The sequence below is a fragment of the Nonomuraea jabiensis genome (assembly GCF_014204795.1).
In the GTDB taxonomy this organism is placed as follows: Bacteria; Actinomycetota; Actinomycetes; order Streptosporangiales; family Streptosporangiaceae; genus Nonomuraea; species Nonomuraea jabiensis.
Genome location: NZ_JACHMB010000001.1, coordinates 4770344 through 4792948, shown reverse-complemented (window position 1 = coordinate 4792948; position 22605 = coordinate 4770344). Strand labels below are relative to the sequence as shown.

At 70.7% G+C, this 22605-nt stretch carries 26 protein-coding genes and 1 pseudogene; 17 read left to right on the top strand and 10 right to left on the bottom strand.

The genetic code is table 11. The features are described 5' to 3' along the window. Positions 1–82 precede the first annotated feature (82 nt). The 5 genes and pseudogenes from HD596_RS22135 to sigJ all read left to right on the top strand — a co-directional run bounded on the left by HD596_RS22135 (position 83) and on the right by sigJ (position 3266). Positions 83–730 (top strand): TetR/AcrR family transcriptional regulator, encoded by a 648-nt coding sequence (locus HD596_RS22135; protein WP_221519452.1) that lies wholly within the window; start codon positions 83–85, stop codon positions 728–730. An 18-nt stretch (positions 731–748) separates the two neighbouring features. Then, positions 749–898: pseudogene (locus tag HD596_RS65690) on the top strand (hypothetical protein); the annotation flags it as partial. A gap of 24 nt (positions 899–922) precedes the next feature. Beyond that, positions 923–1078: a CGNR zinc finger domain-containing protein gene (locus tag HD596_RS65685; protein ID WP_376776150.1), complete on the top strand. Its 156-nt coding sequence runs from the start codon at positions 923–925 to the stop codon at positions 1076–1078. Positions 1079–1218: 140 nt separating this feature from the next. After that, complete coding sequence (locus HD596_RS22125) at positions 1219–2388, top strand: NAD(P)/FAD-dependent oxidoreductase (RefSeq protein WP_185071244.1); 1170 nt, start codon at positions 1219–1221, stop codon at positions 2386–2388. Next, on the top strand, positions 2385–3266 hold the full coding sequence (gene sigJ / locus HD596_RS22120; RefSeq protein ID WP_185071243.1) for an RNA polymerase sigma factor SigJ: 882 nt from the start codon (positions 2385–2387) through the stop codon (positions 3264–3266). Before HD596_RS22125 ends, sigJ begins: the two co-directional genes overlap by 4 nt. A gap of 171 nt (positions 3267–3437) precedes the next feature. On the opposite strand, the gene HD596_RS22115 is transcribed toward sigJ, so the two are convergent. Next, positions 3438–3767: a helix-turn-helix domain-containing protein gene (locus HD596_RS22115; protein ID WP_313044641.1), complete on the bottom strand. Its 330-nt coding sequence runs from the start codon at positions 3765–3767 to the stop codon at positions 3438–3440. A 266-nt stretch (positions 3768–4033) separates the two neighbouring features. Continuing rightward, the gene (locus HD596_RS22110) at positions 4034–4642 is read right to left on the bottom strand and encodes a TetR/AcrR family transcriptional regulator (protein WP_185071242.1); all 609 of its coding nucleotides are present in this window, start codon (positions 4640–4642) and stop codon (positions 4034–4036) included. Positions 4643–4737: 95 nt separating this feature from the next. Here HD596_RS22110 and HD596_RS22105 point away from each other — a divergent pair, with 95 nt between their 5' ends. Continuing rightward, the gene (locus HD596_RS22105; protein WP_185071241.1) at positions 4738–5778 is read left to right on the top strand and encodes an NAD(P)-dependent alcohol dehydrogenase; all 1041 of its coding nucleotides are present in this window, start codon (positions 4738–4740) and stop codon (positions 5776–5778) included. Between the two features lie 189 nt (positions 5779–5967). Beyond that, positions 5968–6123, top strand: coding sequence for a hypothetical protein (locus HD596_RS22100; protein WP_185071240.1), 156 nt, complete (start codon positions 5968–5970; stop codon positions 6121–6123). A gap of 373 nt (positions 6124–6496) precedes the next feature. Here the strand turns inward: HD596_RS22100 and HD596_RS22095 are convergent, their stop codons facing one another. Both HD596_RS22095 and HD596_RS22090 read right to left on the bottom strand, forming a co-directional pair. Beyond that, a complete protein-coding gene (locus tag HD596_RS22095; protein WP_185071239.1) occupies positions 6497–6880 on the bottom strand; it encodes a hypothetical protein in 384 nt (127 codons plus the stop codon). 39 nt (positions 6881–6919) lie between these two features. After that, complete coding sequence (locus HD596_RS22090) at positions 6920–7138, bottom strand: hypothetical protein (protein ID WP_185071238.1); 219 nt, start codon at positions 7136–7138, stop codon at positions 6920–6922. A gap of 331 nt (positions 7139–7469) precedes the next feature. Here HD596_RS22090 and HD596_RS22085 point away from each other — a divergent pair, with 331 nt between their 5' ends. Next, the gene (locus tag HD596_RS22085) at positions 7470–8741 is read left to right on the top strand and encodes an ATP-binding protein (RefSeq protein WP_221519450.1); all 1272 of its coding nucleotides are present in this window, start codon (positions 7470–7472) and stop codon (positions 8739–8741) included. A 39-nt stretch (positions 8742–8780) separates the two neighbouring features. On the opposite strand, the gene HD596_RS22080 is transcribed toward HD596_RS22085, so the two are convergent. Beyond that, a complete protein-coding gene (locus HD596_RS22080) occupies positions 8781–9542 on the bottom strand; it encodes a hypothetical protein (protein WP_185071237.1) in 762 nt (253 codons plus the stop codon). 113 nt (positions 9543–9655) lie between these two features. On the opposite strand from HD596_RS22080, the gene HD596_RS22075 reads away from it, so the two are divergent. Genes HD596_RS22075 through HD596_RS22050 form a run of 6 tightly spaced genes read left to right on the top strand, consistent with a single transcriptional unit; the run spans position 9656 to position 15505 of the window. Beyond that, complete coding sequence (locus HD596_RS22075; protein ID WP_313044640.1) at positions 9656–10621, top strand: STM4015 family protein; 966 nt, start codon at positions 9656–9658, stop codon at positions 10619–10621. Beyond that, the gene (locus HD596_RS22070; RefSeq protein ID WP_185071236.1) at positions 10621–11568 is read left to right on the top strand and encodes an STM4015 family protein; all 948 of its coding nucleotides are present in this window, start codon (positions 10621–10623) and stop codon (positions 11566–11568) included. Before HD596_RS22075 ends, HD596_RS22070 begins: the two co-directional genes overlap by 1 nt. A gap of 5 nt (positions 11569–11573) precedes the next feature. Then, positions 11574–12614, top strand: coding sequence for an STM4014 family protein (locus HD596_RS22065; protein ID WP_185071235.1), 1041 nt, complete (start codon positions 11574–11576; stop codon positions 12612–12614). A 23-nt stretch (positions 12615–12637) separates the two neighbouring features. Continuing rightward, positions 12638–13429, top strand: a complete 792-nt coding sequence (locus HD596_RS22060; protein ID WP_185078630.1) for an STM4013/SEN3800 family hydrolase — start codon at positions 12638–12640, stop codon at positions 13427–13429. Continuing rightward, positions 13416–14681, top strand: a complete 1266-nt coding sequence (locus HD596_RS22055) for an STM4012 family radical SAM protein (protein WP_185071234.1) — start codon at positions 13416–13418, stop codon at positions 14679–14681. The genes HD596_RS22060 and HD596_RS22055 overlap by 14 nt, the downstream gene beginning before the upstream one ends. Then, complete coding sequence (locus tag HD596_RS22050; RefSeq protein ID WP_185071233.1) at positions 14675–15505, top strand: STM4011 family radical SAM protein; 831 nt, start codon at positions 14675–14677, stop codon at positions 15503–15505. The genes HD596_RS22055 and HD596_RS22050 overlap by 7 nt, the downstream gene beginning before the upstream one ends. 2 nt (positions 15506–15507) lie before the next feature. Here the strand turns inward: HD596_RS22050 and HD596_RS22045 are convergent, their stop codons facing one another. The 3 genes from HD596_RS22045 to HD596_RS22035 form a co-directional block, all read right to left on the bottom strand. After that, a complete protein-coding gene (locus HD596_RS22045) occupies positions 15508–16833 on the bottom strand; it encodes a DUF6745 domain-containing protein (protein WP_185071232.1) in 1326 nt (441 codons plus the stop codon). Next, complete coding sequence (locus HD596_RS22040) at positions 16833–17129, bottom strand: DUF8820 family protein (RefSeq protein ID WP_185071231.1); 297 nt, start codon at positions 17127–17129, stop codon at positions 16833–16835. Before HD596_RS22040 ends, HD596_RS22045 begins: the two co-directional genes overlap by 1 nt. 233 nt (positions 17130–17362) lie before the next feature. Beyond that, positions 17363–18217 carry a CGNR zinc finger domain-containing protein gene (locus HD596_RS22035; protein WP_185071230.1) on the bottom strand — a complete coding sequence of 285 codons (855 nt, stop codon included), beginning with the start codon at positions 18215–18217 and terminating at the stop codon, positions 17363–17365. A gap of 28 nt (positions 18218–18245) precedes the next feature. On the opposite strand from HD596_RS22035, the gene HD596_RS22030 reads away from it, so the two are divergent. Beyond that, entirely contained in the window at positions 18246–19127 is an 882-nt protein-coding gene (locus HD596_RS22030) for an arginase family protein (protein ID WP_185071229.1), read from the top strand. A 44-nt stretch (positions 19128–19171) separates the two neighbouring features. Here HD596_RS22030 and HD596_RS61945 read toward each other — a convergent pair whose 3' ends face one another. After that, a complete protein-coding gene (locus HD596_RS61945) occupies positions 19172–20728 on the bottom strand; it encodes a DUF4434 domain-containing protein (protein WP_185071228.1) in 1557 nt (518 codons plus the stop codon). Between the two features lie 96 nt (positions 20729–20824). On the opposite strand from HD596_RS61945, the gene HD596_RS61940 reads away from it, so the two are divergent. Continuing rightward, the gene (locus HD596_RS61940) at positions 20825–21607 is read left to right on the top strand and encodes an SDR family NAD(P)-dependent oxidoreductase (RefSeq protein WP_185071227.1); all 783 of its coding nucleotides are present in this window, start codon (positions 20825–20827) and stop codon (positions 21605–21607) included. A 10-nt stretch (positions 21608–21617) separates the two neighbouring features. Here the strand turns inward: HD596_RS61940 and HD596_RS22015 are convergent, their stop codons facing one another. Continuing rightward, complete coding sequence (locus HD596_RS22015) at positions 21618–22022, bottom strand: VOC family protein (protein ID WP_185071226.1); 405 nt, start codon at positions 22020–22022, stop codon at positions 21618–21620. Positions 22023–22087: 65 nt separating this feature from the next. Between HD596_RS22015 and HD596_RS22010 the strand changes: the two genes are divergently transcribed. Further along, entirely contained in the window at positions 22088–22513 is a 426-nt protein-coding gene (locus HD596_RS22010) for a MarR family winged helix-turn-helix transcriptional regulator (protein ID WP_185071225.1), read from the top strand. The last annotated feature ends 92 nt before the right edge of the window (positions 22514–22605 follow it).

The following is a 22605-nucleotide window of genomic DNA, read 5'->3' as shown; positions in this document are numbered from 1 at the left end:
AAGGGTCCTCCGCTACCGAAAGGTGATCAAGTTACGCCACACGATACCGAAAGTATTGAGTACTTTCGGTATGCTGAGTGTCGTGAACGGCGATCAGCAGAGGAGCCCCAGCCGCCGCCTGCCGCGCGAGGAGGTGCGCCGCCGGCTGCTGGCCGAGGCGGCGCGGGTGTTCGCCGAACGCGGCTACGCCGACGCCCGCATCGAGGACATCGCGGCAGGCGCCGGCTTCACCAAGGGGGCCGTCTACTCGAACTTCGGCGGCAAGCAGGAACTGTTCGGCGCCATCCTCGGCGACGGCGCCGCGGCCGAACTGGCCGCCGTACGGGAGGAGATCCGCGATCTCGACGACCTGCCCGCAGTGATCGGCCGAGTGGCGTCGCTGGTCACCCGGCACATCGTGCAAGACAGCGGCCACGGGCACCTCGGCCTGGAGTTCGCGGCCCGCGCGGCCCGCGACGAGCAGACCAGGGAGGTTCTCACCCCGATGCGCCGGGCCCAGCGCGAAGGAGCCGCCCGCTCGATCGCCGAAGTCGCTGAGCGTACCGGCGTCCGCCCCACCATCGATCTGGACCAGGCCGCGCTCATCTTGCACTGTCTGACCAACGGCCTGGTCAACGAGCACATCGCCGATCCCGAGGCGGTCGACGCCGAGACTGTCGAACGAGCGTTGACCACCATACTGACCTGCCTGCTGCCACTTCCCCCGAGCGACGAGCCTCCATGCTCCTGATCGCGCGACGAGCATCCGCCTGACCTCGGCGACGTGGACAAGATCAATGCGCACCTGCGAGCGGCGATGAGTCATCTGCGGCTGACCGTCGACCTGGCATGGGGCTGGGATGATCAGAGCTCTCCTGACCTGGTGCTGTGGACGATCGCCCGGCAGGGCGCCGAACTGCTCGCCTCGCCCGATTTGCGGTCGGTGTCCATCTGCCAGGCCGACAACTGTGGCTGGCTCTTCCTTGACCGCCGTCATCTGCGCCGCTGGTGCACAAAGGAAGGCTGCGGCAACCGGGCCAAGGCGGCCAGACACTACCAGCGGGTCAAGGCCCGGAGAATGTCACCGTCACAGAGGTGATGGGTGTCCCAGGCTGACCCAGCCCCCGAGTGCTGTCGGAACCGACCAGCAAACGCTGCTGCTAGTCACCAGCAAAGCCATCCATGTGTGATGTGCGCCACGTCGTGTCACTCCGCATGGACGCGCGGTGTCTTGAGGGCATGACTGAACACGGCACCCTTCACAAGATCGTGGTCATTGGCGGCGGCTACGCGGGAACGGTCGCGGCCAACCACCTCCGTTTGCGCACCGACGTCGACATCACCCTGGTCAACTCCCGCCCGAAGTTCGTCGAACGGATCCGGCTGCACCAGTTCGTGGCCGGCGGCTACGACGCCTCGGTCGACTACGGCACGCTGCTCGGCGACGGCATCCGGCTGGTGGTCGACGACGCCACCCGCATCGACACCGCCTCCCGCACGGTGGAGCTGGCCTCGGGCCGGGCGCTGGACTACGACTACGTCATCTACGCGGTCGGCAGCACCGGCGCCACCCCCTCCTCGGTGCCGGGCGCGGGCGAGTTCACCTACTCCCTCGCCGAGTTCGAGGCCGCCCAGCGGCTGCGCGCCAGGCTGGCGGAGCTGCCGGCCGATGCCGAAGTCACCGTGGTCGGCGGCGGGCTGACCGGCATCGAGACCGCGGCGGAACTCGCCGAGCAAGGACGTACGGTCACCCTGGTCTGCGGCGCGGCCCTGGCTCCGTCACTCAGCACGGCCGGCCGCCGATCCGTCATGACGTGGCTGTCCGAGCACGGCGTCACCGTGCTGGAGGGCACCGCGGTGGCCGAGGTCCGGCAGGACGCGGTCGTCCTCACCGACGCAACGGTACGGCGGAGCGGCCTCACCATCTGGACGGCCGGCTTCGGCGTGCCCGGCCTGGCGGCGGCCAGCGGGCTGCGCGTCGACGCGCTCGGCCGGCTCCTCACCGACGAGACGCTCCTCAGCGTCGACGACGACCGCATCGTCGCGGCGGGTGACGCCGCCTCGCCGTCGGGCCGGCCGCTGCGGATGAGTTGCCAGGCCGCCGTACCACTCGGGGTGCAGGCCGCCGACACCGTGCTGAGCCGCATCGCGGGAACCGCGCCGGCGGCGATCGACCAGGCCTTCAAGGGATCTATCATCAGCCTGGGCCGGCACGCCGCCACGATGCAGCCCGCCCGCGCGGACGACACCCCCCTGGACACCTGCATCGACGGGCAGCAGGCCGCCGAGATCAAGGAGGAGTTCTGCAAGAAGGCGGTGACGGGGATCGGCTTGGAGGCCCGGAGCCCGGGTACCGTCGTCTGGCAGAAGAGCGGGCCGCGGGCCGCGCGGATGGCGGCGTCCGTATGAGCACCGACGAGCATGCCGAACGGTTCACCCTGCTGCGGCCGCTGCTGTTCGCGATCGTCTACGAGATCCTCGGGTCGGCGACGGAATCCGACGACGTGCTCCAGGACAGCTATCTGCGGTGGGCGGAGGTGGACTTGGCGACGGTCCGTGACACCAAGTCGTACCTGGCGCGGCTGGTGACCCGTCAGGCGCTCAACGCGTTGCGGGCCGGCGCACGCCGCCGCGAGGACTACGTCGGCGTGTGGCTGCCGGAGCCGCTGCTGCTCGACGAGCACGACGCGTCGGCGGACCTGGTGCTCGCCGAGTCGGTGTCGATGGCGATGCTGGTGGTGCTCGAAACGCTCACTCCCGATGAGCGCGCGGTGTTCGTCCTGCGCGAGGTGTTCGGCTTCGACTACGACGAGATCGCGCCGGCGGTGGGCAAGTCGGTCGTGACGGTGCGCCAGGTGGCGCACCGCGCCCGTGAGCACGTGCGGGCGCGGCGCAGGCGCTTCCAACCCGCGGGCTCCGCCAGGACCGCGCGGGTCACCGAGCGGTTCATGGCCGCGGTGACCACCGGCGACATGGAGGGGCTGCTGTCGCTGCTCGCGCCGGACGTCACCTGGACCGCCGACGGTGGCGGCAAGGTGATCGCGGTACGCCGGCCTGTGGTGGGCGCGGAGAAGGTGGCCGCGCTCGTGCTGGGCATCTTCCAGCCGGACCTGCGGATCGAGCTCGTGAACTGCAACCACACGCCCGCGCTCGCCGCCTACAGCGGCGAGCACCTGGAGGGGGTGTTCCTGGCCGACGTCGTCGACGGGAAGATCACCCACTTCTACGCCATCCGCAACCCGGACAAGCTCCTCGCGCTGGCGGCCCCACGCCGGATCAGCCGCTAGCCGCCACGCCGACCCCGGCCGGCGATCCGTGGCTCCCACGCCTCGTACCACGGTGCGGCTGGCGTGCCACGGGACCAGCCGGCCGCCGGGCCCTGCGGCGTACGCTCGTCCTGGCAGTGCGCGTCTTCCGAACCCTGGGAAAGGGATGCGCATGGGCGTGCCGGGGTGCCGTCAACCAACGTGACACCAGCCGCCGAACAGAGCCTGAACTGCGAAATCAGCTTCCGCTTCCAGTTCGGCTCGCGCCGTCGGCGGTTCGACGGCGGCGCGGCCTGTCGCGAGATCAGGAACGTACTTGTAGATCGTGGAACGGCTGACGCCGAGTAGCCGGGCGATCGAGGAGACGGTGTTCTCCGGCCGGGTGAGCAGGTCGCGGGCGTGCCGGATCTGCTCGGCAGTCATCGCCGGCGGCCGTCCCAGGCGCTGGCCGCGGGCGCGGGCGGCGGCCAGGCCCTCGTGCGTGCCTTCCACGATGAGTTCGCGAATGAACTCCGCCAGCACGGCGAAGACATGGAAGACGCTGACCTGGTGTTATTCGGGCTGGGCGACGCCTGTCGATCTTTGCTACTACGGTTCGTACTGGTTTCGGTGCGGTCGTGGAGGTTGGTATCTGCGCGGGATGGACACCACCAGCTGGATCTGTCGATGCTGCCGACCGAGCGGTGCCGGTTTCTGCGATCTGCACCACGCCCAGCAGGGCACCATCGTCCGGCAAGGCGATCGGTGAGCTTAGCACCCAGGGTCGCGACGTCCTCGACGAACCGCTGTCATGAGGGGGATGCGTCGCCGCCGCCGGTCGCGGTGGCCCTTCGGACGCAGTCGCGGAGCAGAGCGCGGCGCTGGTCATGTATGTCCTTGGGCTCTTGACTGCTCGCCGCATATACGTTGCTGACCGGGGACCAGGCCATGGACATGGCGATGACCATGGCCATGATGTCGAACGGGTCACCGGCGCGGACCCGCCCGGCGGCCTGGGCCTTAGCGATGGCCGTGAGCTTGCGGTCGTCGTAGTGCTGATGGGTCTCGACGAGGTGCCCGGCAGGCCGGCGCTCCAGCCGGGTCCAGGTCGCCAGCCGGATGAGGTCGGGGCGACGCAGGTATTCGTCGTAGAGGCGCACGGCCCAGTCCGCGAGGTCGTCGGCGTCGATGGGTACGACGTCGGTGATGCGCTCCAGCGAGCTGAGAAAGATCGCGTCGAAGAGTCGTTCCTTGTCGCCGAAGTAGGCGTAGAGCTGCGCCTTGTTGGTGCGCGCTGCCGTCACGATGCGTTCGATGCGCGCCCCGGCGATGCCGTGCCGAGCGAACTCCTCGGTGGCGGCGTCCAGGATGCGCTGGTAGGTCGCGGCACCTCGCGAGGTCTGGGGATGTTCCGGCATGTGTCCATCCTACTAAACAGAACAGTCGGTTTGCTTTGGTGCGCGGGCGCCCTTAGTCTGCAATAGACCGAACAGTCTGTTTAAGGAGCTCAGCTGTGCGAACGACCGCCGGATGGCAGGCGACCGGCCCGATGGCGTTGCGGCGCACGTCGCTGGAGCGCCGTGACCTGCGCCCAGATGACATCGCGGTACAGGTCGACTACTGCGGCGTGTGCCACACCGATCTGCACGCCCTGCAAAACTACGGCCAGCACGCGAAAGCGCCCCTGGTGCCCGGTCACGAACTCACCGGCGTCGTGACCGAGACCGGCCCCGAGGTGACCGCCTTCTCGGTCGGCGACCGCGTCGCGGTGGGCAACATCATCGACTCCTGCGGCGTGTGCGCCATGTGCCGAGCCGGACAGGAGAATTTCTGCCACTCCTTCCCGACCCTGACCTACGGCGGCATCGACCGGAAGGACGGGTCGACCACCCTGGGCGGCTACTCCCGCGAGTACGTCGTACGCGATGCATTTGCCTACCCGCTCCCCTCCGGTCTCGACCCTGCCGCAGCCGCCCCGCTGCTGTGCGCCGGCGTCACCGTCTGGGAACCCCTGCGCTCCCTCGGCGTGGGCCCCGGCAGCCGCGTCGCCGTGGCCGGGCTCGGCGGCCTGGGTCACCTGGCCGTCAAGACGGCCGTGGCGCTCGGCGCCGCCACGACCGTCATCAGCCGCACGCGGGACAAGCACGAGGACGCCCGCCGGCTCGGCGCTCACGACCTCATCGCCTCCACCGACACCCAGCAGATGGCCGCGGCACGCGACACCTTCGACGTCGTCATCGACACCATCTCCGCACCCCACGACCTCGCCCCGTACCTGCGGTTGGTGGCGATGGACGGCACCCTCAGCCTCCTCGGACACCTGGGCCCGGTCACCGTCGAGGCCATGGACCTGCTCGTGGGCCGCAAGAAGCTCGGCTCCGCGGGCAGCGGAGGCCGCCCCGCGACAGCCGAGATGCTCCGGTTCTGCGCCGACAACGGCATCGCCGCCGACGTCGAAGTGCTCCCCTCCTCACAGGTGCACACGGCACTCGACCGCCTCCGGCGCAACGACGTCCGCTACCGCTTCGTGCTCGACATGTCCGACCTGGGCTGAGGGGCCTGGCTGCAGTCCCCGGGGAATTTCCAATGGATGACGATCTGGCCGAGCGGCTGAGCGTGGACCCTGACGTTCTTGCCGAGTACGGTCGGCGGGAGCAGGCCCGCAGCGATCATCTGCGGTTGGTGGCCGGATATCTACCGTGCTGCGGCGCCGCGCGGCCGGCCAACCCATCAAGAAGATCCGATGGATCTGATCATCCCCACCGGCAAGCGCAAGGGCCACAGCCCCTCCCTCGCCGGCGTCTACCGCGCCCTCGCAGAACACGAGAAGGCCCGGCGCTACTCCGACGCCGCCGAACAGGCCCGCGCCGAGTACGCCACCCTCCACCAAGGGCCCTGACCTCACTGACCCACAGATCACCCTCAGCGCCCGACAACCAGCGTACGATCTTCTGATCGCAGCGACGGCCGCGGCCACCGCGAGAACGGTGATCACGATGGACTCATCGGCAGTGTTCGATGATCTCCGGTGTGCGCGCCGAGGTGATTCCTCACTGAGTGTGGCATCGGCGACGTAACGGTAGGCGAGCAGCGACTGGCGGCCGGCACGAGTCGCGGCATCCAGCCCTGCAACGCCTCACCGTGGTGAGTGGGCTCATACCGGCAGCCAATATGCGCAGGCGCGAATAGAACACGCCAGGGGTTGGGACGCGGAACGTCGTCTCCCTGCCCATGACGGCGGTAGGTCGGCTCCCTCGGCGGGTGAAGAGCGGCTATGAGCGGCAGGACCCGCCGGTCCCGGCGATGTGGGCCTGGTTCACCCAGAAGCGATAGTCGCCCACCACCGTCGTCGTCTTCACGACCACGATGCTGCCGTGCTTTCGGGTCTCGCCCTGGTAGATGTTGAGCAGGCTGCCCTGCCGGAAGTAATTGTGGAAGGCGAAAGTGCCGTTGGCCTGCAGGTACCAGCGCTGGGTGGTCTTGAGGACCTTTACCGGGCAGATCGCCAGTGCGCTCTCCTGGGCCGTTTTCGCTGCCGCCGTTCCGGACGACGCGCTCGCCTCGGCCGTGGGAGCCGTCAAGGCCAGTGAACCGACGAATGCGAGCGCGACCGCGCCCAGGGTGGCCGTGCGGGCTTGCCATACCGACTGCTGCATGAACCGCTCCTCGGAAGTATCGGTGACATGGGCGATTCTTCACGAGTGCTCATCGCGGCGTCGTTGGCAGGCAGTCCACGCTTCTTGGCCATGGGTCCACAGGTGATCCGAAGGCAGGCTCATCTCGAAATCGGGGAGATTTCGTGCCACGCTGTTGCGCTGTTCGACACGACCCGGCGTCGAGTAGACATCCAGCAGTTTGACGTCGTCTCCTAAATCCTCGTTTCCGGCTTTATCTATCGCGCCATGGTGGAACATGCCACAGGGCGTACCCCTTCACGCTACTCATCCCCGTCGAGGTCGAAGGCGACGTCGGCGAGCCGGACCGTCTGCACCTCCGGGTCGTCCAGGAGCTTGCGTAGGTCGGCAGGCACCTCCTGGACTCATCCGGAACCGGCGACAGCGCCCCGACCTCGCCTTTTCTGAGGGCCGCAGTGGGCGGGTGACCCGAACACTTCGCTGGGACACTCTTCGGCAAAGCGCCCACACATCCTTCGGCAGAACGCCCACGTAATGCTCGGCAGAACGCCCACGCCGACTGCGGCAAACTGCCCACACGAGCGGTTGAGCTGCTGTAATCTGCGTCAGTGTGACACAGCCAGTTTTGTTCTCTCGCCGCGCCCAAGCCATGACGCTGGAAGCACTGGCGGACACGCGGGTGGTCGTCGTCAATGGCGCTCGGCAAGTGGGAAAGAGCACGCTGGCGAGTTTGATCGCCGGCCGGGTGGACGACGCCCGCCAGCTCTACCTGGATGACCCCGCGATCCTGGCCGCAGCCGAAGAGGATCCCGTCGCCTTTGTCCGGCACGACGCGCTTCTGCTGATCGATGAGATCCAGCGTGCCCCGCAACTACTCCTGCCGATCAAGCACGAGGTCGATCGGGATCCGCGTGCAGGCCGTTATCTCCTCACCGGTTCCGCACGCCTACTGGACCTACGCGATCTGCCGGACGCCCTGCCCGGCAGGACGGAGACCATCGAGTTGTGGCCACTGTCCCAGGGTGAGATCGACAGCGCTCCGGACGGATTCGTGGATTACGTCTTCACACATGGCGTCGACGTTTCCATGCGTCCCTGCTCGCTCCGTAAGCCTGACTACGTGGACAGGGCGCTGCGCGGCGGCTACCCGGAGGCGGTCCGGAGAGACCCGGGACGCAGGCGCAACAGGTTCTTCGACTCCTACATAACCGATCTGATCACCAGAGACGTCCGGCAGATCTCGGACATCGAGCGTCCAGCAGAAATGCGCAGGCTTCTCAGCGTCATAGCGGCCCGGATGGGAGGACTGGCGGTGGTCCAGTCGATCGCCGGCGACGTGGGGCTCCCTCGGGTGACGCTCTCCCGCTATTTGGACCTCCTGGAACTGGTCTTCGTGATCAAACGCATACCGGCCTGGTCATCGAATCTCACTCGCCGCGCCATCTCCACACCCAAGCTGCTCGTCACAGACAGCGGACTCGGCGGCCGGCTCATCGGCATGTCACCCGAACGCGCCAGAGACGTCACCGCCCCCATCGGCCCACTGCTTGAGAATTTCGCGATCGGCGAGGTGGCGCGTCAGCTCACCTGGGCCAACGAACCCGTTCAGCTGTTCCACTACCGAGACCGCGACAAGGTGGAGGTGGACGTCGTCCTGGAGCACGCGTCCGGCGAAGTGATCGGCATTGAGATCAAGGCCGCCGAAACCGTCCGAGGCGACGACTTCCGTGGACTGCGCCACCTGGCCGACAGGCTCGGAGCAAGATTTCGCGCTGGGTTCGTCCTCTATACCGGCGAACAGGTCCTGCCTTTCGGCGAGAGGCTCCGCGCACTACCCATGGCGTCCTTGTGGACGTTCGGCAACACGACCGAGGGGGAATAGCCGGGCTGGTCAGCGCGCCGAAGCACGTACGGCTTCACGCTACTCGTCCCCGTCGAGGTCGAAGGCGACGTCAGCGAGCCGGACCGTCCGCACCTCCGGGTCGTCCAGGAGCTTGCGTAGGTCGGCGAGTTTCCAGCGGTCTACGACGAGCCCGTACACGAGGCCCTCCTTGGCCGCCCTGTCGAGCCATTCGTAGTCCAGCATGAAGGCGCTGAGGTCGTCCCCCTCATCAAGCTGCCCCACCCACCTGCGTAACCCCGCCAACGCCGCCTCCGGCTCGGTCTCGCACTGATAGGCGAAGTCTGCCCGAATGTAGTCCTCGGTCATGTCGCGGTTCCAGACGACCGCGACGGCGTCGAGCGTCTGGGGAAGATCGTCGATGGCCTGCCGAACATCTCCCGAGTCGATGACGGTGTCCGCCTGCACGGAAGAGATTGCGTCGCCCAGGCTGCCGGACGGCCCGTCGAGGGAGGGGGCCCGGACGGTGCCGAACAGGCTCGGCACGATCTCGTACTCCTTCCAGCCCTCGCTGGGACCGGCCCGGCGCGGCTCGCCCTGCAGGGTGTAGGTGGTGTTCAGCAGCCATCCGGCGTCGCCGTGACCGTCCACCAGGCGCTTGTCCGGGTTCGCGACACGGGCGGCCGTGCCGTACACCAAGGCCGTCCGCTCGTCGCCGGAACCGACGATCAACCACAGAACCCGGTCAGTCACGATGAAGGCCAGGTACAGCGCCGCGGTGACGACCAGGACCTTGACCAGAGACCGGGCCACGTACGCCCAGTCGGGCTCCCTGCCGTTCATCGACGCACGCTCCTCGATCAAATCGGGTCACGGCGCACCATAGCTCGGGCGGAAGTGTCGGCAGGTTCTGGTAGGACAGGACGCGTCAGGCCCCCCCGACACGAGGATCATCCGTGACCGACGACGACTATCCGAGCCCCTGGAACCGCTACAACGGGACCTACGCCGGCCTGCCCGTGGCCGAGGTGCCCATGGACGGGGACGGGCCGTGGCCCGATGCCGGTTCCGTGGCGTGGCGGCTCAGCGCGCGCAGCTGGGACGGCGGCCGCATCGCCGAGTGCTTCGACCGGTTCTTCGAGCACGTCGACACCGCGAAGGTCACGGCCATCGTGATCGGCGCATGGGAAGACTGCTACACCGACAGCAGCGCCCCCATCGTCCGCCGCCTGGCCGACGAGGCCGGCCGGCTGCCCGAGCTGCGCTCGCTCTTCCTGGGCGCGATCTCGTCGGAGGAGTCCGAGATCTCCTGGATCCAGCAGTCCGACATCACGCCGCTGCTGGAGGCGTACCCGAAGCTGGAGCGGTTGGAGGTGCGCGGTGGCTCCGGTCTGCGGCTGCGGCCGGTGCGGCACGAGGCGCTGAAAGTGCTGCGGTTCGAGACCGGAGGGCTGCCGGGAGAAGCCGTTCGCGCCGTGGCCGCCAGCGAGTTGCCCGTGCTGGAGCACCTGGAGCTCTGGCTGGGCGTGCCGGAGTACGGCGGCGACAGCAACGTCTCCGACGTCGAGCCCATCCTCAGGGGCGAGCGGCTGCCGGCGCTGCGTCATCTGGGCCTGCAGGACAGCGAGATCCAGGACGAGCTCGCCGCCGCAGTGGCGTCCGCGCCGGTCGTGGCCAGGCTCGAGACGCTGAGCCTGTCGATGGGCGTGCTCACCGACGCCGGGGCGGAGGCGCTGCTCAGCGGCCAGCCGCTGACCCATCTGCGCGTGCTCGACCTGCACCACCACTACATGTCCGACGAGATGATGCGGCGGGTGACCGAGGCCCTGCCCGGGGTGGAGGTCGACGTGTCCGAGAACGAGGAGCCGGACGTGGACGAAGAGGACGGCGAGACGTGGCGTTACGTGGCGGTGGACGAGTGATGCGGGAGTTCGACGAGCAGCCCAGCCACTACGAGACCTACGACCAGAGCTACGTCGGCCTGCCGGTGGCCGAGGTCCCCTGGCAGGGCGACGACGAGAAGCCGCCCGAGGCCGGGTCCGCGGCCTGGCGGCTCAGCGCCCACACCTACGACGATAACCTCCCCGACCTCATCGCCGAGTCCTTTGACTGGTTCTTCGAGCACGTCGACACCTCGCAGGTCACCGCCGTCGTGATCGGCAGTTGGGAGGAGCCCTACGACGGCGACAGCGGTCACATCGTCCGCCGCCTGGCCGACGAGGCCGGCCGGCTGCCCGAGCTGCGCTCGCTCTTCCTGGGCGCGATGTCTCCGGAGGAGTGCGAGATCTCCTGGATCACGCAGTCGGACGTCGCGCCGCTGCTGGAGGCGTACCCGAAGCTGGAGCGGCTGGAGGTGCGCGGCGGCACCTCCCTGCGGTTCTCGCCGGTGCGGCACGAGTCGCTGAAGGTGCTGCGGTTCGAGACGGGAGGGCTGCCGGGAGAGGCGGTTCGCGGGGTCGGCGGGTGCGACCTGCCCGCGCTGGAGCACCTCGACATGTGGTTCGGGGTCGACACGTACGGCGGTGACGCCACGGTCGGCGACGTCGCCGGGATCCTGGGCGGGGAGCGGTTGCCCCGGCTGCGCCACCTGGGGCTGCAGAACAGCCAGATCCAGGACGAGCTCGCCGCCGCCGTGGCGTCCGCGCCGATCGTGGCCAGGCTCGAGACGCTGAGCCTGGCGATGGGCACGCTCACCGACGCCGGGGCGGAGGCGCTGCTCAGCGGCCAGCCGCTCACCCACCTGCGCCGGCTGGACCTCTCTCACCACGCCATCGGCCCCGAGATGAGGGCCCGCCTGACCGCGGCGCTGCCGGGCGTCGACGTCGATCTGTCCAGCCCGGACACGGGCTACGTGGCCGTGACGGAGTGAGTGACGTGCGGTTCGCCGTGGTCGGTACGCCCGGGGACCGGCGGGTGACGATGTTCCGGGACGCCGCGGTGGCCGCCGGGCTGGTGGAGCCGTACGTGATCCCGTGGCGGGACGTGCTGGCCGGGCGGGAGATCGGCGCGCCCGAGGGTTCGTCGGTGCGCGTGGACTCGCCGGGCGAGGACTCCGGGGCCGACGAGCTGCTGCGCGGGCCCGGGGATCCCGCGCGGGTCGGCGGCGGGGCGGCCTGGTTCAAGGCGTTCACGGCGGGGCTGTCGCGGGTGGCCGCCATCCCGGGTGTGCGGCTGCTCGGCGACGTCGGGGAGATCTCGGTGATGTTCGACAAGCGGCGCTGCCACGCCGTGCTGGCCGGGGCGGGGGTGCCGGTGCCGCCCGCGTTCGAGGCCCGTTCGTACGACGGGCTGCGGGCGGAGATGGAGCGCCGGGGCTGGTCCCGGGTGTTCGTCAAGCCCGCGCACGGCTCGTCGGCGTCCGGGGTGATCGCGTTCCAGGCGCACGGCGACCGGGTGCGGGCCGTCACGTCGGCGGCCTGGATCGAGGGGGTGCTGTGCAACTCGCTGCGGGTGCGCACCTACACCTCCGACGGTGACGTGCGGCGGATCGTCGACTTCCTCGCCGGCGACGGGCTGCACGTCGAGCGGTGGTTTCCGAAGGCGTCCACCGGCGGGAGGGTGTTCGACCTGCGGGTGGTGACCGTGGCCGGGGTCCCGACGCACGCGGTGCTGCGGGCCGGCCGCAGCCCGATGACGAACCTGCACCTCGGCGGGTCGCGGGGCGATCTGGACGCCGTACGGTCGCGGCCGGACCTGTGGGAGCGGGTGCTGGAGGTGTGCTCGCGGGCCGCGGCCTGCTTTCCGCGGAGCCTCACCACGGGGGTGGACGTCATGGTGGGGGCGGATTGGCGGTCGGTGGCGGTGGCCGAGGTGAACGCGTTCGGGGATCTGCTGCCGGGGCTGGGGGATCTCGCGGGGCACGGGCGGGACACCTATGCCGAGCAGGTACGCGCGGTCCTGGCGGGGGCGTGGTGAGCGCAGGCAAGCCGCCGTTCGACATGAACGGGATCGTGGGGAGCCACGACATCCTCCTCGTCACGCTCGACACCCTCCGCTACGACGTCGCGGTCGCGCTCGAAGCCGCCGGGTCGCTGCCGAACCTCCTGCCGCCCGGCGCGTCCTGGGAGCGGCGGCACAGCCCGGGCAGCTTCACGTACGCCGCCCACGCCGCCATGTTCGCCGGGTTCCTGCCCACTCCGGTGACCCCGGGGCCGCATCCCCGGCTGTTCGCGGCCACGTTCCCGGGCAGCGAGACCACCGGAAGCCGCACGTGGGTGTTCGACGCGCCCGACCTGCCCGCCGGGCTCGCACGGGCCGGATACCACACGGTGTGCGTCGGCGGCGTCGGCTTCTTCAACAAGCTGACCCCCCTCGGGTCCGCACTGCCGAGCCTGTTCGCCGAGAGCCACTGGGAGCCGGCGTTCGGCGTGACGAACCCGTCGTCGCTGGAGCGCCAGATCGACCGCGCCGAGGAGGTGCTGGCCGACCGGCGCGAACCGGTCTTCCTGTTCGTCAACGTGTCGGCCCTGCACCAGCCGAACCACTTCTACCTGCCGGGAGCCGCCGGCGACTCGCTGGAGAGCCACGCGGCGGCGCTGCGGTACGTCGACCGGCACATCGCACGCCTCTACGCGCTGATGCGCCGCCGCCGTCCCTGCCTGGTGATCGTCTGTTCCGACCACGGCACGGCGTACGGCGAGGACGGCCACGTCGGCCACCGGATCGGCCACGAGGTGGTCTGGACGGTCCCCTACACCGAGTTCGTTCTGGAGAGTAATGCGGCCTTATGAGGGTTACGTCTACGCCTATCCGCACAAGACCGCCTACCGGCCGCTCCATCCGCGACCGCGGCTCAAGGACGTGTGGGCCGGGGAACGGCCGGGCGCGTTGTACGTACACATCCCGTTCTGCGAGATGCGCTGCGGCTTCTGCAACCTCTTCACCCGCACCGGCGCCCCGGAGGAGCTGGTCGCGGCCTACCTCGACGCCCTGGAGCGGCAGGCCGTCCAGGTGCGGGACGCGCTGGAGGAGACCGCGTTCACCACGGCCGCGTTCGGCGGCGGGACGCCGACGTACCTCAGCGCGCGCGAGCTGGCCCGGCTGTTCGACCTGACCGAACGCACGATGGGGGTGGATCTCGCCCGGATCCCGCTGTCGGTGGAGACCTCCCCCGCCACCGCCACGCCCGACCGCCTGTCCGTCCTGGCCGAGCGCGGCACGTCCCGCGTCTCGATCGGCGTGCAGAGCTTCGTCGACGCCGAGGCCCGCTCCGCCGTACGCCCGCAGAAGCGGGCCGAGGTGGACGCGGCCCTCAACGCGATCAGGGCCTCGGGCGTGCCGGTGCTCAACATCGACCTGATCTACGGCATCGACGGGCAGACGCCGGAGTCGTGGCTGTACTCGCTGGACACCGCGCTCGGGTGGCGGCCCGAGGAGCTGTACCTGTACCCGCTCTACGTCCGGCCGCTGACGGGGCTCGGCAAGCAGGGCCGGGCGTGGGACGACCAGCGGCTCGAACTCTACTGGGCCGGCCGCGACCACCTGCTGGCCGCCGGGTACGAGCAGGTTTCGATGCGGATGTTCCGGCTGCCCGGCACGGGTTCGACCACCGGATACTGCTGCCAGACCGACGGGATGGTGGGGCTGGGGTGCGGGGCGCGCTCGTACACGAGCGAGCTCCACTACTCCTTCGAGTACGCCGTGGGGGCGCGGCACGTGCGCTCGATCATCGACGACTACGTGCGGCAGGACGAGTTCGACGTGGCCAACGTGGGCTTCTCGCTGTCGCTCGAGGAACGCAAGCGGCGCCACCTCATCCAGTCACTGCTGCAGGGCGACGGGCTCTCGCGGCGGCTGTACGCGGAGCGGTTCGGCGGCGACGTGCTGGCCGACTTCGCCCTGGACGAGTTCGGCGAGTGGCTGCTGGCGGACCCGGCGACGGTCCGGCTGACGGCGGAGGGGCTGGCGTACTCCGACGCGATCGGGCCCGCCCTCTTCTCGCCCCAGGTCAGGCGGCTCATGGAGGAGTACGCGGCATGCTGACCATCCTCTACCGCGGGCCCCTCGCGAGCTGCGACTACGACTGCGCCTACTGCCCGTTCGCCAAGCGGCGCGACAGCCCCGAGCAGTTGCGGGCCGACCGGGAGGCGCTGGAGCGGTTCGCGGGCTGGGTGGGCGAGCAGCCGTTCGAGGTGTCGGTGCTGTTCACGCCGTGGGGTGAGGGCCTGGTCAGGTCGTGGTACCGCCGGGCCCTCGTGGAGCTCTCCTGGCTGCCGAACGTCGCCAAGGTCGCGATCCAGACGAACCTGAGCTGCCGTACCGACTGGCTCTCCGAGGCGTCGGACCGGGCCGCGCTGTGGGTGACCTACCACCCGACGCAGGTCGCGTACGACCGTTTCCTGGGCAAGGTCCGCTCGCTGCCCGTGCGCCACAGCGTCGGCATCGTCGGCGACCCCGCGCACCTGCCGGACGCGCGGCGGCTGCGGTCAGACCTGCCCGCGCGGACGTACCTGTGGGTGAACGCCGAGGAGGGCCGCCTCTACACCGACGAGGAGGCGGCCGAGTGGTCGGCGATCGACCCGCTCTTCCACGTCAGCCGCTTCCCGCACCGGAGCGCCGGGCTGCCGTGCCGGACGGGAGACAGCGTGATCTCGGTGAACGGCGACGGCACCGTGCGCCGCTGCCACTTCATCCCGGAGGTGCTGGGCAACCTGTACGACGGCTCCTACCGCGCGGCGCTGCGACCCCGGCCCTGCCCCGCCGCGGCCTGCGACTGCCACATCGGCTACGTGCATCTGGAGCCGCTCGGCCTCTACGACGTCTTCACCGGCGGCATCCTCGAACGCATCCCCGCGGTCTGGCCCTGACCTCAGGTCTCGCGCTCGGGCCGGTAGTCCTCCTCCGCGACCCCGAACGTCCACGCGACCCCCTCCCGGGCCCGCTCCACCCACGGCGGCACCCGCAGGAAGTAGGTGCGGCTGGTGCCGTCGGGCTCGGGCGTGGAGTTGACGACCTCCACCATGACCAGCGGTTCGTCGTCGGAGAGGTCCACCCGCCACAGGACACCCGTCTCGTCGGAGTGCACCGGCTTGGCCCCCGACTCGGCCAGGTAGCGGTCGAGGCCGAAGTGCTCCAGCATGGCCCGGCGCAGCTCGGCGTTCTCCTCTTCGCGGATCCGCTCGACGGTCAGCTCGCGCATCGCGGCGCCGAAGCCGGCGGGGACGGGCATGCCGTGCCAGGCGTGCAGCGCGAACCCGTCGGAGTAGGCCAGAGCCGGACCGACCGCCCGATGCAACCGCCCCACCTCGTCGAGGTGCAGCTCGGCGGGCCGCTCCGTGACGATCGCCAAGCGCTCGAACGGCCACCACCAGCCGGTGCGCTCGGCCGTCCGCTTGAGCCCGTCGAGCCCGTCGAACGCCGACAGCCAGGGGGCGTCGTGCTGGCCCAGCACGGCATCGAGCGTCGCGCGCCGCAGCACCTCGCCGACCTCACCGACCTCGCTGGCCTCGCTGGCCTCGCTGGCCTCGGCCACCTTGCCGGCCTCACCCACCTTGCCGACCTCGCCGACCTTGACCGCCTCACCGGCATCGCCGCCGAGGTCGGCGATGCCCCGGCGGATGTCGTTGACCAGCCGGTTGACCTGCGGCCAGAGCCGCCCGCCGGTCTCGTCCCACAACGCCGCCCAGCCGACGGGACCCAGCTCGGCGTAGGCCGCCGTCCTGGCCCGCTCCCAGGGCACCGTACGGACCGCGTCCCGCACCGACCGGCCGGGATCCCCGTACGACTCCCATGACCTGAGCGCCTCACCCACCGCCCGACGCAGCTCTGGCACGCCCCGGTCACCGGGCTCCTGAGCTTCGGAACCGCTGCCGCTCGCCGAGCCGGTCGGTGAGCCGTCCCCGCTCGGTGACCCGGTCGGTGAGTCGCCATGGCGCGGTGACCCGGTCGGTGAGCCGCCGTGGCTCGGTGAACGGTCCGGCAGTGCGCCCAGCCCGGCCTGCTCCAGGGCGCGGCGCACCGCGTCGCCGCCCGTCAGCCAGGCCGCCGCGACGGCCCCGGCCGCGGGCGAGGGCAGCACGAGCACGTGTTCGGGCTCGGCCAGCCCGGCCTCGCGGTACGCCTGCCGCACGGCCGTCTCCGGATCCTCGCCCGGCCCGGTGGCCATGGCCACCCGCTCCCACGTCAAGGTCGTCATCAGTCGGCCACCACCCGGTGGGAGCCGGGCACGTATTCACGCTGCCTGATCACCCTGTACCAGCCCTTGGGCAACGAGATCGCGGCGTGCTCCTCGTGCACGAGCCGCCCGCCTTCGGGCAGGTGCAGGAAGCCGCCGGAGAGGGTGCCGGGGCCGGGGATCGCATGGCAGTGTCCGGTGGCCTCGCCATGGGCCAGAACCAGCCGCCCGCGAGCGTCCCGCGGCTCCGGCCGCAGCGTGCGCGGGGCGGACTCCTCCGGCACGGGCATGATCAGGATGTCGCCCTGTCGATACATCGACCAACCTCCATCGTCGGGGGGATGATCGAAAGTTATCGACCCCGACCGACAATTCCCTCCGCCCGGATGCCACGGGAAGCGGCGGGGAGCGCGGGCGACCGCGGGCACGTCGGTGCAGAAGCGGCGGACATCGGGCAGCGGGCAGCCGCGGTGGCGGGGAGGGCGTCGGGCGGGGCAGTCGCGGTGGCAGGGAGCGGCGTCGGGCGGGGCAGCCGCGGTGGCGGGGAGTGTCAGCGGCGGCGGGCGCGGGAGGCGGCGGCGTGGGCGCGGTTGGCGCAGCGGGTCGAGCAGAACTGGCGCTTGCCCGGGCGGCTGTGGTCCACGAAGGCGTCCTGGCAGGGGTCGGCCGCGCAGAGACGCAGGCGTTCCCAGTCGCCCGAGGCGGCGAGGTCGAGCAGTTCGGCGACGGATCGGACGGCGAGCCGTTCGGCGAGGTCGGCTCCCTCCGGGGCGGTGAGGCGCTGTCGTGGTGCGCCGTCCGAGTCCTCCACCACCACCCGGAGGGGCAGCTCGTCCGCCCACTGTGCCAGGGCGCGTGTCCGAGAGGGAGGGTCGCAGGACAGAACGGCGCGCAGCCGCTCCCGGACCGCCCGCACCGCTCGCAGGTCCTCCGCGTCCGGCCCGCCCGTTTCCGTCGGGCCCTCTCCCGGCCCGCCCGTTCCCGCCAGGCCCTCGCTCGGCGCGCCTCCGAACGGCTCCCCCGCTGGCCCCGCCTCTGGCCCCGCAGGATGCTCGCTCGGCGCGCCTCGGAACGGCTCCCCCGCTGGTCCCGCCGGGCCCTGGCTCGGCGCGCCTCCGAACGGCTCTCCCACTGGTTGCGACTCCGGTCCCGCCGCCCGCCCCGCATCCGGTGACGCCGCCAGCTGGGCCTCCCCTGACCGCTCCGGCCGCGCCCCCGTCGGCGGTCCTGGCTGCGTGGGTGGGGGTGGAGCGTCGGTGGGGGCGGGGGCCGGCGGGAGGTCCAGTTCGTGGCAGAAGCGGTGCAGGGCCGCCGCGTCGGGCAGGCGCTCCGGGTCGTCCAGGTACTCGTCCCACGTGTTGGCCAGATCCAGCGCCACCAGACCCGTTTCAGCGAACTGGCGCATCCATCCCCCCTCTGTTACCGTCACGACTATGAACAGAATAACCCCTGACAGGCATCTGACGGTCCTCGACGCCCCGTCCAATCTCGGCCTGCGCCCGCTTGCCCCCGACACCATCCCCGGCTGCTACAAGGCCCCCTGGGCGCTGCGGAACGCGGGCCTCGTGCAGCGGCTCGGCGCCGCCGACGCGGGGACGCTGGTCCCGCCCCGTTACGTCGCCACGTGGGAGCCCGGGAGCGGCGTGCGCAACGGCCCCGCCATCGCCGCCTACGCCCGCAGGCTCGCCGACAAGGTGAGTGGCATCCGGGCGGCGGGAGGGTTCCCGGTGCTGCTCGGCGGGGACTGCTCGATCATGCTCGGCCCCGCCCTCGCCCTGCGCAGGAGCGGGCGGTACGGGGTGGCGTACCTGGACGCGCACGCCGATTTCCGGCACCTGGGCAACAGCCCGCACGTCGGGGCGGCGGCCGGGGAGGACCTGGCGCTGATCACCGGGCGCGGCGACGACTACCTGACGGACATCGACGGGCTGCGGCCGTACGTCAGGGACGAGGACGTGATCGTGATCGGGGTCCGGGACGAGGAGGACCTGCGGGACATCGCGGACACCGGCATCGCGCACCTCCCGGGCACCGACATCTCCCTCGACGACGCGAGCAAGGTGCTGGTGCGGGACGAGCTCGACGGGTTCTGGATCCACGTGGACGCCGACGTCCTCGACCCGTCCGTGCTGTCCGCCGTGGACTCCCCCACCCCGGGCGGGCTCGACGCCGCGCAGCTCACCGAGCTGATCCGCGGCCTGGTGCGGCTGCCGGGAGCCGCCGGCCTGGAGGTGACGATCCTCGATCCCGACCTGGACGAGGACGGCAGCCAGGCCGCCCTGCTGGCGGACATCCTTGTGGCGGCACTGACCTGACGGTCGCACCGCCCGACGGATGTCCCGCCTGACGGATGTCCGGCTTAACGGATCGCGTAGCCGGTCGTGCTGGTGTGGCCGGTCTCGTTCGTGGCGGTGATCGAGGTCCAGGGGCCCGTGGGTACGTACGGGGCCCACGCCGACTCCAGCCGCCCCCGCCCGTACCACTCCTGCCTGACCACCACCCCCTCCGGGTCGAAGCGGAGCGTGCCGCCGCGCAGGTTGTAGCCCTCGACGAGGATGCCGGGCCGCCCGTTCATCTCCTTGCGGGTGGCGCCGACGATGATCGGCTGGCGCCAGCCGTTCACGATGTCGTCGGCCAGCGAGGGCGTGTCGTAGCGGGCCTGGCAGGTGAAGAACGGGTCCCACCCGTAAGAGATGATTTTTCCGACATGGGTCCCCGCCGCCATCACCTGCGCGTCGATCCGGCTCTTCGTGGTACGCCCGCGCAACGGCAGCGGATCGACCCGCCCGCACTCCCCCTCCACCGGCGTCGGCTCGAACCCCTCCACGTTCACCCACAGCTCCACCCCGGACGGCACCCGCCGCGCCGCGGCCTCGATGTAGTCGCGCGTGGACCCGTAGTACGCCCGCACATTGCTCACCTCCCCGACCACCGGCACCAATCGCGGTGCGACGAGCGCCTCCCCCTCATGAACCCCGTACACCGGCACCTTCCCCGTCCCCCGCCCGTCCTGCACGGCGACGGCCATGGGCGCCCCGGCCCGGGTGGCGGCGATGTCCGCCAGCCCCTTCTCCACCTGACCGGGCGGGAACCCGCGCCCCCTCCGGGCGTCGATGTACGGGCTGACCACGATCTTCTTCCCGGGCAGGGCCGCGGCGACGACCGCGTGCTGGGCCGCGTACAGCTCGATGATCGGATCCTTCGGCCCCCGCCCCCGCATGGCCAGCTCGAACGACTGGTAGACCCCGCCGAACGCCGCCGACCTCCCGAACCGCTCCCGGTAGTCGGCCAGCACCCGCGCGGTGAAGGCGTTCAGCGCGGGGATGTGCGCGCTGTCGGGCTCCCATGGCTTGCCCTCCTGCTGGGGCGCGGCGGGCAGCCCGGGGAACACCGTCATCCCGTACGCGGCCGCCTCGGTCATCAGGTTGCCGAGCCCGTCGCCGTCCGTGGAGATGAGCACGAGATCCCGGACGGGGTCCGCGCAGGACCCGGCCAGCGAGACCCGGTAGAAGATCCGGCCCCGGCTCTCGATCCGCCGGTCCAGCCCCGGGCAGCGCAGCAGCGCCTTCCCGAACTCCTCGCTGGTCACGTACGTGTAGACGTGGCGGACCCCGGGCACCTCGGCGCACGGCCGCCCGTCCACGAGGCAGTCGGCGAAGGCGGGATCCTCACGCGCGCTGAACCTCGGCCCGAACGTGATGAGCGTGTCGCCGCCGATCGCGTGGGTGGCCTCGACCATGCGCCGCGTCACGCACGGATCGGCGCGCGGGATGACCCAGTAGCCGGTGACGGCGTACGGGGCGACGACCCGGGTGTCGCGGGACTGGCACTCCTCCTGCCTGGAGGAGTCGCCGGGCACGACCAGACTCACCGCGAAGGCGACCGCCACGACCAGCCACAGGATGATCCGGTGCACCCACGCCCCTTCCACGCCACTCCCAGCCTACGCATCCGGCGCGCCGTGCACGTGTCCCGGCGTGACCTCCGGCACCTGATCACGGACAATGACATCGTGCGCATCGATCTCAGCGGCAGGACCGCGCTGGTCACCGGCTCGACCCAGGGCATCGGGGCGGCCATCGCCGAAGGGCTGGTGATGGCGGGGGCCCGCGTCGGGATCAACGGCCGCACCGCCAACTCCGTCGCGATGGCGATGGAGCAGATCGGCGTCGGCGACCTGATCGAGGCGCCCGGCGACGTGACCACGGACGAGGGCTGCGCGGCGGTGCTGGACGCGCTGCCGCGGGTGGACATCCTGGTCAACAACCTGGGGATCTTCGGGGCCAGGCCCGCGCTCGAGATCGACGACGCCGAGTGGCGGCGCTATTTCGAGGTCAACGTGCTGGCCGCGGTCCGGCTCACCCGTACGTACCTGCCGGGCATGATCGAGCGTGGCTGGGGCCGGGTCCAGTACATCGCCAGCGACTCCGCCGTGGCCGTCCCCGTCGAGATGATCCACTACGGCATGACGAAGACCGCGCTGCTGGCCGTCTCCCGGGGCTTCGCCAAGGCGGCGGCGGGCACGGGGGTGACGGTCAACTCGGTGCTCGCCGGGCCGACGCACACCGGGGGCGTGGAGGACTTCGTCTACCAGCTCGTGGACAAGGACCTGCCGTGGGAGGAGGCGCAGCGGGCGTTCATGCGGGAGCACCGGCCGCAGTCGCTGCTGCAGCGCCTGATCGAGCCCGAGGAGATCGCGAACATGGTCGTCTACCTCAGCTCGTCCTTCGCCTCCGCGACCACGGGCGGCGCGGTGCGGGTGGACGGCGGCTACGTGGACTCGATCCTCCCCTGAAAGCCCTGCGTCAGTACGACTGGAGCTCGATGAGGTTGCCCTCCGGGTCGCGCAGGTGCGCGGTCCGCAGGGTGGGCGCCCAGTCGGGGCGGTCCTGGGGCGGGGCGGCGACCGTGGCGCCGTGGCGGGCCAGGACGTCGGCGGCCGCGTCGACGTCGTCCACCTTCATGACCAACATAGCCGTGTCCTGAGCCGTGTCCTGAGCGGCCTGGGGCAGGTCCGCGGTGCCGACGGCGGCCGCGAGCCGGTCCCGGCTGAACAGGACCAGCCCAGCCTGCCCCTCGATGTCCCAGTTGGCGTATCCGGGCAGCACCTTCACCGGCTCGACGCCGAGCAGCTCGCGCAGCACGGCCTGGTAGAAGGCGGCGCTGACCGGGAAGTCACGCACCAGCAGGCGGGGGTAGAGCGCGTCCATCGGGGGCCTCCAGCGAGAAATAGTGGGTAACTACCAATTATTGGTGACAACCTACACTAAGGGGCATGGACCTGCCGCCCACCCTGCTCGCGATCACGACCTTCGTCCTGCACAAGGTCGGGGCGGGAAGCCGCCGCGCCGTGGCGGCCCGGCTGGCGGACGAGGCCGGGCTGAGCCTGTGGCAGTTCGCCGTGCTGGCCGCGCTGTCGGACTCCGGGCCCGCCGCCCAGCGCGAGATCGGCGCCCGGCTGGGGCTCGATCCGAGCGACATGGTGCGCCTGATGGACGAGCTGATCGGCGCGGGGCTGGCCGAACGCGACCGCGACCCGGCCGACCGGCGGCGCTACCGGGTCTCGCTGACGCCCGCGGGCCGCGACGCGCTGGAGCGAGGGCAGGCCCTGGTGGAGCTCGTGGAACGGGAGACGCTGGCACCGCTGACGGCCGACGAGCGGGAGCGGCTCCACGAACTCGTCACGAAAATCTTCAAATAACGGCCGATGAGCAGGGGAAAAGCCGCCGGGGTGATAGGCCCGGCCGTTCACTGCTGCCCCGACATCGAATCGTGATTACTCAGCCGTCACAT

Coding starts and splice junctions, on each gene's coding strand:
- HD596_RS22035 (WP_185071230.1), bottom strand. CDS start 18,217: ATGCGCCAGTTCGCTGAAACGGGTCTGGTGGCGCTGGATCTGGCCAAC.
- HD596_RS22125 (WP_185071244.1), top strand. CDS start 1,219: ATGACTGAACACGGCACCCTTCACAAGATCGTGGTCATTGGCGGCGGC.
- HD596_RS22030 (WP_185071229.1), top strand. CDS start 18,246: ATGAACAGAATAACCCCTGACAGGCATCTGACGGTCCTCGACGCCCCG.
- HD596_RS22090 (WP_185071238.1), bottom strand. CDS start 7,138: ATGTTCCACCATGGCGCGATAGATAAAGCCGGAAACGAGGATTTAGGA.
- HD596_RS22040 (WP_185071231.1), bottom strand. CDS start 17,129: ATGTATCGACAGGGCGACATCCTGATCATGCCCGTGCCGGAGGAGTCC.
- HD596_RS22070 (WP_185071236.1), top strand. CDS start 10,621: ATGCGGGAGTTCGACGAGCAGCCCAGCCACTACGAGACCTACGACCAG.
- HD596_RS22100 (WP_185071240.1), top strand. CDS start 5,968: ATGGATCTGATCATCCCCACCGGCAAGCGCAAGGGCCACAGCCCCTCC.
- HD596_RS22010 (WP_185071225.1), top strand. CDS start 22,088: ATGGACCTGCCGCCCACCCTGCTCGCGATCACGACCTTCGTCCTGCAC.
- HD596_RS22045 (WP_185071232.1), bottom strand. CDS start 16,833: ATGACGACCTTGACGTGGGAGCGGGTGGCCATGGCCACCGGGCCGGGC.
- HD596_RS22050 (WP_185071233.1), top strand. CDS start 14,675: ATGCTGACCATCCTCTACCGCGGGCCCCTCGCGAGCTGCGACTACGAC.
- HD596_RS22015 (WP_185071226.1), bottom strand. CDS start 22,022: ATGGACGCGCTCTACCCCCGCCTGCTGGTGCGTGACTTCCCGGTCAGC.
- HD596_RS22080 (WP_185071237.1), bottom strand. CDS start 9,542: ATGAACGGCAGGGAGCCCGACTGGGCGTACGTGGCCCGGTCTCTGGTC.
- HD596_RS22060 (WP_185078630.1), top strand. CDS start 12,638: ATGAACGGGATCGTGGGGAGCCACGACATCCTCCTCGTCACGCTCGAC.
- HD596_RS22095 (WP_185071239.1), bottom strand. CDS start 6,880: ATGCAGCAGTCGGTATGGCAAGCCCGCACGGCCACCCTGGGCGCGGTC.
- sigJ (WP_185071243.1), top strand. CDS start 2,385: ATGAGCACCGACGAGCATGCCGAACGGTTCACCCTGCTGCGGCCGCTG.
- HD596_RS22110 (WP_185071242.1), bottom strand. CDS start 4,642: ATGCCGGAACATCCCCAGACCTCGCGAGGTGCCGCGACCTACCAGCGC.
- HD596_RS22055 (WP_185071234.1), top strand. CDS start 13,416: ATGCGGCCTTATGAGGGTTACGTCTACGCCTATCCGCACAAGACCGCC.